At 70.7% G+C, this 12,691-nt stretch carries 9 protein-coding genes; 2 read left to right on the top strand and 7 right to left on the bottom strand.

What is annotated here, in order from left to right; translation table 11 throughout:
- Nucleotides 1-3 precede the first annotated feature (3 nt).
- Together ACWD0F_RS14660 and ACWD0F_RS14655 are read left to right on the top strand one after the other, a co-directional pair.
- Complete coding sequence (locus tag ACWD0F_RS14660) at nucleotides 4-1,905, top strand: fumarate reductase/succinate dehydrogenase flavoprotein subunit (protein ID WP_449875451.1); 1,902 nt, start codon at nucleotides 4-6, stop codon at nucleotides 1,903-1,905.
- The gene (locus ACWD0F_RS14655) at nucleotides 1,902-2,654 is read left to right on the top strand and encodes a succinate dehydrogenase/fumarate reductase iron-sulfur subunit (RefSeq protein ID WP_449875449.1); all 753 of its coding nucleotides are present in this window, start codon (nucleotides 1,902-1,904) and stop codon (nucleotides 2,652-2,654) included. The genes ACWD0F_RS14660 and ACWD0F_RS14655 overlap by 4 nt, the downstream gene beginning before the upstream one ends.
- 54 nt (nucleotides 2,655-2,708) lie before the next feature.
- Here ACWD0F_RS14655 and ACWD0F_RS14650 read toward each other — a convergent pair whose 3' ends face one another.
- The 7 genes from ACWD0F_RS14650 to ACWD0F_RS14620 all read right to left on the bottom strand — a co-directional run bounded on the left by ACWD0F_RS14650 (nucleotide 2,709) and on the right by ACWD0F_RS14620 (nucleotide 12,672).
- On the bottom strand, nucleotides 2,709-3,977 hold the full coding sequence (locus ACWD0F_RS14650; RefSeq protein WP_449875447.1) for a hypothetical protein: 1,269 nt from the start codon (nucleotides 3,975-3,977) through the stop codon (nucleotides 2,709-2,711).
- Nucleotides 3,978-4,075: 98 nt separating this feature from the next.
- Nucleotides 4,076-4,996: a hypothetical protein gene (locus tag ACWD0F_RS14645; protein WP_449875445.1), complete on the bottom strand. Its 921-nt coding sequence runs from the start codon at nucleotides 4,994-4,996 to the stop codon at nucleotides 4,076-4,078.
- Between the two features lie 703 nt (nucleotides 4,997-5,699).
- The gene (locus tag ACWD0F_RS14640; RefSeq protein ID WP_449875443.1) at nucleotides 5,700-6,095 is read right to left on the bottom strand and encodes a (deoxy)nucleoside triphosphate pyrophosphohydrolase; all 396 of its coding nucleotides are present in this window, start codon (nucleotides 6,093-6,095) and stop codon (nucleotides 5,700-5,702) included.
- Between the two features lie 13 nt (nucleotides 6,096-6,108).
- Entirely contained in the window at nucleotides 6,109-7,197 is a 1,089-nt protein-coding gene (locus ACWD0F_RS14635; protein WP_449875732.1) for a C40 family peptidase, read from the bottom strand.
- Nucleotides 7,198-7,199: 2 nt separating this feature from the next.
- Complete coding sequence (locus tag ACWD0F_RS14630) at nucleotides 7,200-7,823, bottom strand: hypothetical protein (RefSeq protein WP_449875442.1); 624 nt, start codon at nucleotides 7,821-7,823, stop codon at nucleotides 7,200-7,202.
- A 2-nt stretch (nucleotides 7,824-7,825) separates the two neighbouring features.
- On the bottom strand, nucleotides 7,826-10,195 hold the full coding sequence (locus ACWD0F_RS14625; RefSeq protein WP_449875440.1) for a type IV secretion system protein: 2,370 nt from the start codon (nucleotides 10,193-10,195) through the stop codon (nucleotides 7,826-7,828).
- Nucleotides 10,192-12,672, bottom strand: coding sequence for an ATP-binding protein (locus ACWD0F_RS14620; RefSeq protein WP_449875438.1), 2,481 nt, complete (start codon nucleotides 12,670-12,672; stop codon nucleotides 10,192-10,194). The genes ACWD0F_RS14625 and ACWD0F_RS14620 overlap by 4 nt, the downstream gene beginning before the upstream one ends.
- Nucleotides 12,673-12,691: the final 19 nt, after the last annotated feature.

The following is a 12,691-nucleotide window of genomic DNA, read 5'->3' as shown; positions in this document are numbered from 1 at the left end:
TCAGTGGAAAACTCCCTTAACACAGAGCGCCACGAGTACGACGTCGTCGTCATCGGCGCCGGCGGCGCCGGTCTTCGCGCCGCGATCGAGGCCCGTCAGCAGGGCAAGAAGACGGCGATCGTCTGCAAGTCGCTGTTCGGCAAGGCGCACACGGTCATGGCCGAGGGCGGCGCCGCCGCCGCGATGGGCAACGTCAACTCCGACGACAACTGGATGGTGCACTTCCGTGACACCATGCGGGGCGGCAAGTTCCTCAACAACTGGCGCATGGCGGAGCTGCACGCCAAAGAGGCGCCGGACCGCGTCTGGGAGCTTGAGGCCTGGGGCGCGCTGTTCGACCGCACCAAGGACGGCAAGATCAGCCAGCGGAACTTCGGCGGGCACGAGTACCCACGGCTCGCACACGTGGGCGACCGTACCGGACTGGAGCTGATCCGCACGCTGCAGCAGCGCGTCGTCGCGCTCCAGCAGGAGGACTACGAGACGCACGGCGACTACGAGGCCTACATCAAGGTCTTCGCCGAGTGCACCGTCACCCAGCTGCTGAAGGACGGGGACGCGATCTCCGGCGCGTTCGGCTACTGGCGCGAGACCGGCAACTTCGTGCTCTTCGACGCCCCCACCGTGGTCCTCGCCACCGGCGGCATCGGCAAGTCGTACGTCGTCACCTCCAACTCCTGGGAGTACACCGGCGACGGCCACGCCCTGGCCCTGCTCGCCGGCGCGAAGCTGATCAACATGGAGTTCATCCAGTTCCATCCCACCGGGATGGTCTGGCCGCCGTCGGTGCGCGGCATCCTCGTCACCGAGTCCGTCCGCGGCGACGGCGGCGTGTTGCGCAACTCCGCGGGCAAGCGCTTCATGTTCGACTACATCCCCGAGGTGTTCAAGGACAAGTACGCCACCACCGAGGAGGAGGGCGACCGCTGGTACACCGACCAGGCCAACAACCGGCGCCCGCCGGAGCTGCTGCCGCGTGACGAGGTGGCCCGCGCCATCAACGCCGAGGTGAAGGCCGGCCGCGGCTCACCCCAGGGCGGTGTCTTCCTCGACGTCTCCACCCGGCTCCCCGCCGAGGAGATCAAGAAGCGGCTGCCGTCGATGCACCACCAGTTCAAGGAGCTGGCCGACGTCGACATCACCGCCGAGCCCATGCAGGTGGGCCCGACCTGCCACTACATCATGGGCGGCGTCGAGGTGGACGCCGACACCGGCGCGGCGGACGTGCCCGGTCTGTTCGCGGCCGGCGAGGTCTCGGGCGGCATGCACGGCTCCAACCGGCTGGGCGGCAACTCGCTGTCCGACCTGCTGGTCTTCGGGCGCCGGGCGGGCGCGGGCGCGGCGGCCTACATCGACGGGCTCGCCACCAGGCCCAAGGTGTCGCCGGAGCAGGTCGAGGAGGCGCGGGCGGAGGCGCTGGCGCCCCTGGGCCGCAGCGGCGAGAACCCGTACGAGGTGCACAGCGAGCTGCAGCGCACGATGAACGAGCTGGTCGGCATCATCCGCAAGGCCGAAGAGGTCTCCGAGGCGCTGCAGGCCGTGGAGAAGCTCAACGAGCGGGTCCAGCTCGTCGGCGCGGCCGGCTCGCGCATCTACAACCCCGGCTGGCACCTGGCGATCGACCTGCGCAACATGGTGCTCGTGTCGCAGTGCGTGGCCAAGGCCGCGCTGCTGCGCCAGGAGAGCCGTGGCGGGCACACCCGCGACGACTTCCCCGGCATGAACCCGGAATGGCGCCGCAAGTTGCTCGTCTGCCGCACCGAGGACGGCTCCGGCGTCACGGTCGAGGAGAAGAGGCAGCCGTCCATGCGCGCGGACCTGATCAAGCTGTTCGACCGGGACGAGCTGCAGAAATACCTCACCGACGAAGAGATGGCCGAGTTCGACGGGATAGCGAAGTCATGAGCTACAAGGCAAAGTTCAAGGTCTGGCGCGGTGAGGGCGGCGAGGGAGGTCTTGAGGACTTCACCGTCGAGGTGAACGAGGGCGAGGTCGTCCTCGACATCATCCACAGGCTCCAGGCCACCCAGGCCCCCGACCTGGCCGTGCGCTGGAACTGCAAGGCCGGCAAGTGCGGCTCGTGCAGCATGGAGATCAACGGCAAGCCGCGGCTGGGCTGCATGACCCGCATGTCCACCTTCGAGGAGGACGAGACCATCACGGTCACGCCGATGCGGACGTTCCCGGTCATCAAGGACCTCGTCACCGACGTGTCCTACAACTACCAGAAGGCCCGGGAAATCCCGTCGTTCACGCCTCCGGCGGAGGTGCGGCCCGGCGAATACCGCATGAAGCAGGTCGACGTCGAGCGGTCCCAGGAGTTCCGCAAGTGCATCGAGTGCTTCATGTGCAACAACGTCTGCCACGTCGTCCGCGACCACGAGGAGAACAAGGCCACCTTCTCCGGTCCCCGCTTCCTCATGCGGATCGCGGAGCTGGACATGCACCCGTATGACGTGGCGGACCGGCAGGAGGCGGCCCAGGAGGAGCACGGGCTCGGCTACTGCAACATCACCAAGTGTTGTACCGAGGTCTGCCCCGAGCACATCAAGATCACTGACAACGCGCTGATCCCGATGAAGGAGCGCGTGGCCGACCGGAAGTACGACCCGCTGGTGTGGCTGGGCAACAAGATCTTCAAGCGCGCCAAGTAACGCCGAAGGGGGCCGGTCGCCATGCGACCGGCCCCCTTCGTGCTGTCTCGTTGTCTACTTGGCGCGGCGGAAGCGCTTGCGCTTGGAGTCCGGCATCTCCTTGGTCGGCTCCGGCTGCGCTTCTTCCTCCTGCGGCTGCGGCGGCAGGGGCTGTACCGCGGTCACGTCCTCGTCGGGCGCGAGGTAGGGCGGCGGCTCGTAGGGCCTGGCCGGCTGGAACAGCCCGCCGGCCTCCCCCTGCCAGGGCTCCGCGTCACCCGACTCAGCGAACGAGGTCGCGCCCAGCGGGCGCTCAGGAGCGTCGTCCTCGTACGGGCTCGCGCCGCCCGGCGGGATGTCCGCCGGCACGGGCTCCGGGGCCACCAGCGGCTCGAACGGGTCGCGGAACTCCTTGGTCCTGGGCGGCTCGTGGCTGAAGGAGTCGAACTCGTCCGGGTGCAGCACCATCGGCTCCGCCGCGGGCGGCTCCTGCGTGTAGCCCTGGGGCGGGTACGGGTGGTTCGGGTCCTGGTAGACGGCGCCGTACTGGACCTGGCCGCTCGGATACGTCTGCACGGGCACGAAGCTGATGATCGGCGCGTACGCCGTGCCGCCCGGATAGCCGGGGGCCGTGAAGCCGGCCGTGGCGTAACCGGGACCGGCGGGATAGCCGCCGCCCGGCGGGCCCTCGGGGTGACCCATCGGCGGGCCGGCCTTGCGTACCGCCGCCGCGTGCGCCATGCGGCGCAGCCGGCCTTCGAAGATCAGCACGGCGAAGAGCGCCAGCAGGACCAGCACCAGCGCCGGGATGCTGAGCTTCTGCGTCAGCGTCCGCTGGTCGAACTCCGGCGCCGCGCCGCGCAACTCCACCGGGATCTCCTCCGTGGAGGCGGCCGGGGTCTCGCTCGCCGCCGGCGGCGGGGTCGCCGTGTCGGACGGGGCGATGGCCGGCATCTCCACGGACGGCTCGACCGTGGGCGCGGCGCTGGTCGGAGGCACCTCGATGCTCTGGGACGTCAGCGGCTGCGGGTTCTCGGCCGGAGCGCTCGCCGGGCTGCTCGCCGGCGCCGTGGTGCTCTTCGCCGGGGTCGGGCTCTTGCTCTTCGTCGACGGACTGGCGGTGACGGTCTTGGTGATCGTCGTCTCCGGAGTCTCCTCGGGAGTCGGCGTGTCCAGCGTCGTGGTCACCGTGACGGTGGTCTCGGGCGTGGCATCGCACACCTCGCCCACGTCGCAGGGCTCGACCGGTGGGTCGTACGCCGCCACGGAGGCGCTCGCGCTCTGCACGATGAACGGGGTCGCTCCGACGCCGGCCAGGCCGAGCGCCAGCACGATAGCGGACACGGCTGTCGCTCTGGTGCGTGCCACCTGTGTCCTCCGCCTGGTCCCGGAACCATGGTCAAGGGAATACTAGCCGGGTAAAAGTAACAGTAAAGACGGTATTACAACACCTTTCTCCGTTTGCTGCCCCGTTGTACCGTGCCAATGAGCCACAGGGCTCCCATCAAGGTGCCGATGCCCCCCACGACGAGCAGGACTCCCTTGGGGCCGCCCAGTCCGCCGGCCGCTCCGGCCGACTCGATCCGCCTCTTCGGCGCGGCCAGCTCCCACGGCAACGGCGCCGCTCCCCACTCGTCGGGCCCGCTCGCCGGCGACGGCTGAACGCCGGCAGCCGGGGCGCCGGACAGGGCTTGAGGAGACACCGACGGCACGATCCCGCCGGGCACGACCACCTGCTCGGGCGCGGCGGCCTGCCCGTGCCCAGGCACGACCGCCTGCGCAGGCGCGGCAGCCTGTCCGGGGACGGGCACAGCCGCGGGCGCGGCTCCCTGCCCGGGAACAGGCACGACTGCGGGCGCGGGTGTCTGCCCGTGGCCGGGCACGACCACGGGTGCCCGCGCTGGTGCGGGCGCGCCCTGCTGGGGCACCACCTGCGGAAAGCTCAGCTCGGCGACCTCCTTCGCGGGACTCCGCGCGGCGATGTCCTTCACCGGGCTTCGGGCGGCGACATCCTTCGCTGGGTTTCGCGCGGCATCGCCCGCCACCGGGCCAGCCCCCGCCCCTGCGCGGGTGCCCGGCTGGGCCCCGGCCGGGTAGCCGCCTTTTCCGGTCTGCCGCCCCTTGCCGTGCTGCCTCTTCGGCCGCACACGTTTCGCCTGACCGCTGAACGTCGCCGCGCCACCCGTGATCGTGCTCGCCACCCGCAAAGTGGCGGTCTTGCTCATCGTGATCAGCCCGTCCGACGCCAGGCCCTTGGTCACCCGGCCGTCCGCCTGGCCGTCGCCCGTGGCGGACCCCAGGCCGGCCACCGCCGCGAGGGCCACCTCCTTCACCCCGGCCGGCACGGTGAGCGTCGCCTCCATGATCCGCTCCCCGGACACCGCCCCCAGCACACACACCCGCACTCCCGGCAGGACCGCACCACCGGCACTTCCAGCGGACCCGACCCCCCTGGTCACCCCAGCGGACCCGACACCACCAGCTACTCCATCGGACCCCGCACCACCAGCCAGACCAGCGGACCCCGCACCGCCAGCCACTCCGGTGGACCCCGAATTACCGGAGAGCCGGGCGACGCCTAGCGCCCGCACTGCGAGTGCTCCCGCCGCGACAGCGCCGGCGCTCTCCGAGCCGTCACGGCTCGCCGAACCCCGGGCACCCGCCAGAGCCACCTCTCCAGCCGCTGAGACGCCCTTGAGAGCCGCTGCGGCGTAGCCCGCAGACGCGGCGGCCTGTCGCGCAGCCGGCGCGGGTGTCGGTGCGCACACCACGCCGGAGAGCGCCGCCGCAGGGCTCGCCGCCACCGCCACCCTGACGCCTTCGGCCACCCCGTTGAGCCGCACCCTGAACCGTTGCACGTCCCCGGCCCTGACCCACTTCCCGGCCCCGCCGGACCCACCGTTGACCCGCTCCAGCACCAGCGACACCCCAGCCGCCGCCACCGGCACGGAGGGAACTGCCGCCAGGATCAGTGCGCCGGCGATGACCCAGCCACGCCGCATCGCTCCCACTCCCCCGCCGCGACAAATAACATCTAGTAGTCATTCTGTCACAGAGAGGAATGCTTCAATCACGGAGCAGCAGATTCTCCACGGTCTTCATGATGGGCAGGTCGGCCCCCAGCCACTCCACGTCGTAGTAGGCGGAGGGTTCGAGCCACCGCAGTGCCAGGTGCTCTCTCGCCTCCGGCGTGCCCGAGGCCAGTGTGGCCAGGTAGACGCGCATCACGTACCCCTCGGACAGCGGCCAGTCGCCGCCCACCTGCTTGCCCACCGCGATCTCCACGCCGAGCTCCTCGCGGCACTCCCGGATCAGGGCCTCGGCCTCGCTTTCCCCGGGATCCACCTTCCCGCCGGGGAACTCCCAGCCGCCGGCCAGGGCGGGCGGCTCCGCGCGCTGGGCGGCGAGGACCAGGCCGCCGGGGGCGACGATCACCGCGGCGACGACCACGATCGTGCTCATATGGTGAATTTCCTCATAGGACTGGATTCTGCAGCTTTTTGAGCTGTTCGAGGACATCGGGGTTCTGCAGGGGACGGGTGAAGCCCACCCGGGTGGTGCGGGCCTGGTAGCTGGTGACCTTGATCGGCCCGCACAGCCGGCACCGCGCCTCCAGCATCTTGCCCTTCGACACGACCAGCCCCACGTGCCCGGGGCTGTCACTGGAGGTGCCCGGCCCCGCGTTGAAGAACACCAGGTCCCCCGGCTGCTCGTCGCCCTCTAACACCTTCACCCCGAAAGGCCACTGCGTGAACGTCGTACGCGGAATCGACAACCCCGCCGCCCGGTAGGCCGCGTAGATGACCCCCGAGCAGTCGAACGCGTCCGGCCCCGTGCCGCCCCACAGGTACGGCTTGCCGCGCTGCGCCAGCGCGTACTGCAGGATCTTGGCCACGAGGTCGTTCGGCGCGGCCTCCACCAGCGGCTCGTCGCACTCCTCCGAAGCCTGCGGGGGCAGCTCGACCTCGCCCGACTTGGCGTACTTCCTGGCGATCTCCTCGACCTGGTCGACGTACCACCAGGCGCGGTTGTAGACGAACAGCGCCTGCCGCACGTTCTCGGGCGCGCCGTTGCGCTTGAGCATCTTCGCGGCGCCCAGGATCGCGTCGGCCGGGTTGTAGACGTCGCCGACGCCGTCACCGTCGCCGTCGGAGGCGTACCCGTTGACCGCCGACGACACCGGCACCCTGGCCTGGCCGCCCCACGTCGAGATCAGGAACTGCATCGGCCCGGCCGCGCCGGCCGAGTTGGTGCCGCTCTTGACGCCGGGCAGGTCGGAGCGGCCGTGGTCGGTCTCGCGCTTGCCCACGGCGGCCAGGATGTTCCACTGGACGCCGATCTTCTTGCCGTAGTCCTTGTACAGGTCCAGGTACTCGACCGGAATGTCGGAGACGCCGGAGTCCGACACCTCCTCCACCTGCGTGGTGTCCTCGCAGTCGGCGGTGAAGCCGCCGTCGTTGAGGAAGGACGGCATCGAGATCAGCAACATCGGCGACACGACGACCGCCACCAGGAGCAGCGCTCCCGCGAGGCCGATCACCAGAGCGAGCCGCGCTCGTGACATCTTCACCCGGGAGGGTCCCCATCCTGGCCCTCGGTCGCCGGCATGACGTCGAAGATCCGCCAATCGGCCCCCGACTGGCTCACCGTGACCGCCAACTCCTCGCTGAGCTGCTTGGCACCGCTCTTGGCGGTGACCTGTCTGGTCGCGGTGACCACGAAGACGATGGAGGTCCTCTCGATCTGCCTGATCTCCTTCAGCCGGGCCGTGGCCGTGGAGACGATCTCGTCGTTGCGGTTCTGCTCGACGGTGCCCGCCGAGGTGAGCGTCCTGGTCAGCACGTTGCCGAAGTCCGCCGTCGTGTACGCCTTCACCCGGCCCGCGTACACCGCCGGATCCTCGTCGAACCGGAACGTGCCGTACACGGAGGTGAAGCGCTCGGCCAGGTCGGCCGCCGCGGCGAGCTGCTCCTTCTTCATCGGCAGATAGGAGTAGACGTCGAACGGCGCGGCGCTCGCGGTCGCCAGCGGCGTGCTCGACACGGGCACGCCGCCGGCCCGGGTCACCGCCGGCCGGGGCTCGGCCTGATCCTCGGAGTCCGGCCACATCGTCAGGTAGATGCCGACCGCGGCGATGACCACGACGATGGCGGCGAACGCCACCCCACGCCTGTCACCTGGCTGGGCCATGTTCAGTCCTTGTCGGGGTTGTTCGGCTTGAGCCAGAACGGCACAGAGGGGCTGTCACCTCCGGAGCCGCCGCCGTTGCCGCTGCTGCGCAGCCAGAGCGGTGGCGCCTCCGAGGTGCGGGAGGAGGAGTCGTCGGAGCCGAAGATCCGGGGGCCCGACGAGCCGCCGCCGGAGGGCCTCGACCCGCCGCCGGACCCGCCGGACCTTCCACCGGATCCGCCGCCCGACCGCGACCCGCCGCCGGACCTGGAGCCCGAGCCGGATCTGGACCCGCCGCCCGAGCCGCCGAACAGCCCACCGCCGGAGCCACCCGAGCCACCGCCCGAGCCGCCTGAGCCACCGCCGAACAGCCCGCCACCGGAGCCGCGCGCCTGCGAGCCACCCGATCGGGAGCCGCCGAACCTCGATCCGCGCGGCCCGGCCGAGGCGCTCCGCGTGCCGCCGCGCGAGGCCCAGCCACCGCCGGACCGGCCGCCGAACCAGCCACCGGACCCACCGGACCCACCGGAGGAACCGGAGGAACCGGACGAACCGGCTGCGGCCGCGGCCGCCCCGGCCGCGCCCGCAGCACCCGCCGCGCCCGCGGTCCTGGCGCCGCCCGCGGCGCCACGCGTGCGGGTGGGCGCGCCGCTCAGGTTGAGCGGCGGCGCGGTGCCCCGGCGCGGTTCGAGCGGCGCCCGGCTTCCGGTCCTGCCGCCCTGCTGGTCGGTGTCGAGGGGTGCCGCCGTGGCCGGGACCCGGGTGCCGGCCGAGCCGGTCTCGCCTTCCTCGGCGCGTACCCGGGCCTGCCCGGTGGCCGCCGCGGTCGCCGCCGCGCCCGCCGGGTTGGCCACGCCGGCCGCCCTGATGAGCGGCTCGGCCTTGCGCAGGCCCCACCGGCCGATCCGGGCCGAGGCGACCGGCGGCAGCGCGCCCGCCGACCGTTCGAGCACGGACGAGCTCGCGGCCTCGCCCAGCATGCGGGTGGCGACCGTGTGGCCGCTCATCGAGGCGAACAGATGCTGGAACGGCCTGCGGTAGAAGAACACCGCGATCGTCAGCAGGGCCATGAACAGCACCTGCAGCCCCCATGGCATGGCCGTGGAGATGATCAGCGCGTAGCCGTACACGAGAACGCTGAGCACGATCGTCAGCACGGCCTGTCTGAGCAGGGTGCCGATGAGCATCTCCACCCAGCGCATGGCGACGATCCGCCCGCTGCCCGGATGCACGCCGATCAGCAGGAAGATCGGGCCGAGGATGAGCAGCAGCAGGAAGCCCACCTTCAGCACCAGCAGCGAGACCGCCACCAGGAAGATGAGCGTGCCCGCCACCAGGGCCGCGATGAACGCGCCGACCGCCACGCCGAGCCGGTTGGACCAGTCGCGGCCGGAGAAGACGGTGTAGCGGGGGTCGTTCCTGAGCTTGTCGGCCAGCGAGGCGTACTCCGACTGGTGGGCGCCGATGTCGGGCGCCGGCTGCCCCGCCACGGCCGGTTGGATCGACTGGATCTCCAGCATCTTGCGGCCGAAGTCGCGCACGATGGGCTGCTGCGGGTCGGCGGTGCCGAACATGCCCACCAGCCACGGCTTGCAGACCAGCGTGGACCACAGCGCGTCGGCGTTCTGCTCGACTCCCGGCGTGCCGACCTGGCCATAGCCGCCGGCCTTGAGCTGCGGGCTCGCCTCGCCCGGCGGTGGCAGGCAGGACGCGCCGCCGGCGCCGGGCAGGCCGGAGAAGGCGGAGTTGACGACCTCGCCGGTCTTGTCCGTCACGACCTTGCCCAGCCCGGTGAAGTCGCCCGGCCGGCTGAAGAACCACACCGCCACGGTGACCGCGAGGACCATCCAGATGACGCCTTCGGCGGTCGTGGTGGCGCGCTTGCGGATCAGCCCGTACCAGGCCAGCCAGATCGCGCCGAGGATCACGATCGGGCGCAGGTAGGGCCAGTACATGGCGTTGGACAGGTTCGTGATGATGTCGTCGACCACGTCTTTGATCGACTGGAGCGGTCCTTCGGTCGCCGCGGCCTGGTAGGTGGTGATCGTCAGCCTGTCGACGGCCTTGGCCGCGGTGAAGATGCCGTTGGCCCACATGTTGCCGAGCACGGCGACGTAGTCGGAGCAGCCCAGCTCGTGGGTGTGCCAGAACTGGCCGCTCATGCCGAACTGGCCGTAGTTGGTGCTCGGGGTCTGCGGGCCGCCCTCGGGGATCGGCGGCTGGATCATGCCGTCGGTGCCGCCGCCGATCACCTCGGGCGCGAGGGCGCCCGACAGGTCACAGGGGGCCGCGGCGACCGGGGTGGACAACCCGCCCACCACGATGGGCACCACGAGCATGCCGGTGACGAGCGCGAGAGACAGCGCGAGTCGTCGAGATAGCCGGATCTTCATGACCGTACCTCCTGCTGCGCTCGGCCCACGCCCCCTTGAAGATCATCATGCCCGGCGCCATCCGGTTTGTCGTGTGTCGGATTCGTGTCGAGCCACCGGAGAAGTTCCTCGGAGATCAGGTCTACTCCGATACGCCCGGCTCTGCCATCCAGATCTCGGAATACGCATTCGCCGTTTCCCAGCGAGCGCAGCACGGCCTTGTGCTCTTCGGACGGCTCCACCCCGAGCAGCGACATGACGTGGTCCACCTCCACCCGTTCGGTGGACCTGAACGCGAAGACCGACGACAAACAGTTGGTCACCTGCTCGTTCAGGAGGTCGCCCGCGTTCTGCGAGACCAGCACGAGGGCGGTGTTGCGGGAGCGGCCCATCCTGCTGACCTCAGGCACCAGCTTGGCCCCCTCGGGCGTGGAGGTGATCGCCCACGCCTCGTCCAGGAAGATCGCCTTGGGCGCGCGCCGGTCGAGGCCGTTCATCAGCCTGCGCGCGAACTGGGAGACCAGGTAGAGCAGCGCCACCGACAACCGCTGCTCGTAGGAGTAGTCGTCCCTGGTCGTCGCCACGTCGGGCAGCGTCAGCCCGCCCAGCGTGAACACGGTCGTCCAGCCCTCGCTGTCGATCTGGTCGCCGCCCGAGGGGTCGAAGCAGAGCGTGGCCAGGTGCATCTCCGACATGGAGCGCAGCACCGCGCCGAGGTTCTTCGAGGCGGCGTCGTCGGCCCGCTCCAGGAAGTCGACGACCTTGCCGAGCGAGGGGTCGGAGGCGTTGGACACCGCGGCGACGGCCTGGATCATCGCCGACTCGCGCTCCTCCGACATGCGGGGCAGCAACAACCGCAGCGTCTCGGTGGCCATGGTCTTCTTGGCGGCGATGTCGTCGCCGAACGAGAACGGGTCCAGCAGCCCCGGCGCCGCCGAACCGAGCGGGATGATCCTGGCCTTGCGCCCGCGCTTCTCCAGGAGCTGCACGAGCGACTCGGCGTCGCCCTTCGGGTCGATCACCGCGACCGTCACCCCGCGCAGCGCCATCTGATAGATCATCAGCAGCGCCAGCGTGGTCTTGCCCCCGCCGGGCTCGCCGGTGATCGCGATGGCGGTCGGCCGGTTGCGGGAGGCCGCGAGCAGCGGGTCGAAGTGCACGATGCTGCGGGCCCTGCCGACGGTCTCGCCGATGTACGGGCCGAGCCAGCCCTCGCTGCCGTCGTCCAGCCGGTCACCGAGGTCGACGGTGGCCGTGGCCATGCCGCCCGCGATCGTCCGCAGCGGCTGGCGCTGGGCGTAGGCCTTGACGCGTACCTTCTCGCCCGGCAGCGCCTCGCAGAACAACGAGAACTGGTCGCCGGTCGAGTTGACCACGTCGATGCCCATGTCGCGGTAGTGCTCGACGACCGCCTCGACACGCTGCACGCAGATCTCCTCGGTGGGGGCCGACACGATGAGGCGGTGCCAGCCGTACACGAAGGGCAGCCGCTCCTTGGTGATGCCGTGCTCCAGCATCCGGGCCGCGTCGATCTGCTCGGCCAGCGCCAGCGGCGCCTCCGCGCCGGCCTCGCGGATGTGGTGGTCCATGTCGCGGGCGTGCGCCAGCTTGCGCGCGACGTCCTTGGAGGCCTTGACCGGCGGGATCAGCCGCATGCGCGAGGAGACCTCCACCGGGAACGGGAGCTGGTCGGAGAAGTGCAGCCACGGCTCGCCGTCGGGGAACGGCATCAGGTCCGGGAAACGGGCGAACGACAGATGGGCGACGTAGCTGTCACCCTGCGGCTGCACGATGCGCAACAGCGACCTGCCGTTGTGGATCTCCCCCTCGACCAGCGACTCGATCTCGCCCCTGCCCCAGCGCCGCTTGGAGCTGGCCGAGCGCGGCGGGTCGCCGAGCGCGCCCGAGGTCGCGTGCTGGAACAGCCACGCCACCTCGACGGAGGTGGCGTGACGGGCGTAGAGGGCGCTCGACGCGAGCGCCCGGCCCAGGCGTTCGGCCTGCTCGGTCCACCGCCCGATCTCGCTGTCCTGAACGTGGTCGTCGTCCATCCCGAGCGCCTTCTCGGTCTTCTGGTAGAAGCCGAGGAGCTGGGCGAGCACGCCGCTGCCGAGCTGCTTGCCGCGCGGGCCGAGCCGCACGCCGAGGTAGACCTCCTTGGACCAGAAGTCCTTGGCCCAGACGTGGCGGTACATCTCCTCCAGGTAGTCGCGCCAGCCAGACCCCTCGTCGGACGTGGCGTTCAGCGCCATGGCCCACTCGGCTGCGGGGTAGGTGCGATGGGCGACCCGCAGGTGGACCTCGGCGTCGGGCATCCTGATCGCGGCCAGCGCGATCGTGATGTTGGTGGCCAGCGCCTCGCGTTCCTCAGGCGTGACGAACTCGTAGCTGACCGTCGGAAGGCGGAAGTACGCCCATGCGCAGGTGTCGGTGAGCAGGATGCGGTCGTCGAAATAGCGGACCGCGAGACGCTGGTGCGCTCGGGACGCCCTGCTCATGCCGCCCCCTCGGCGCATG

This window comes from Nonomuraea sp. NPDC002799 (assembly GCF_053592075.1).
This window is presented reverse-complemented; position numbering and strand designations above follow the sequence as displayed.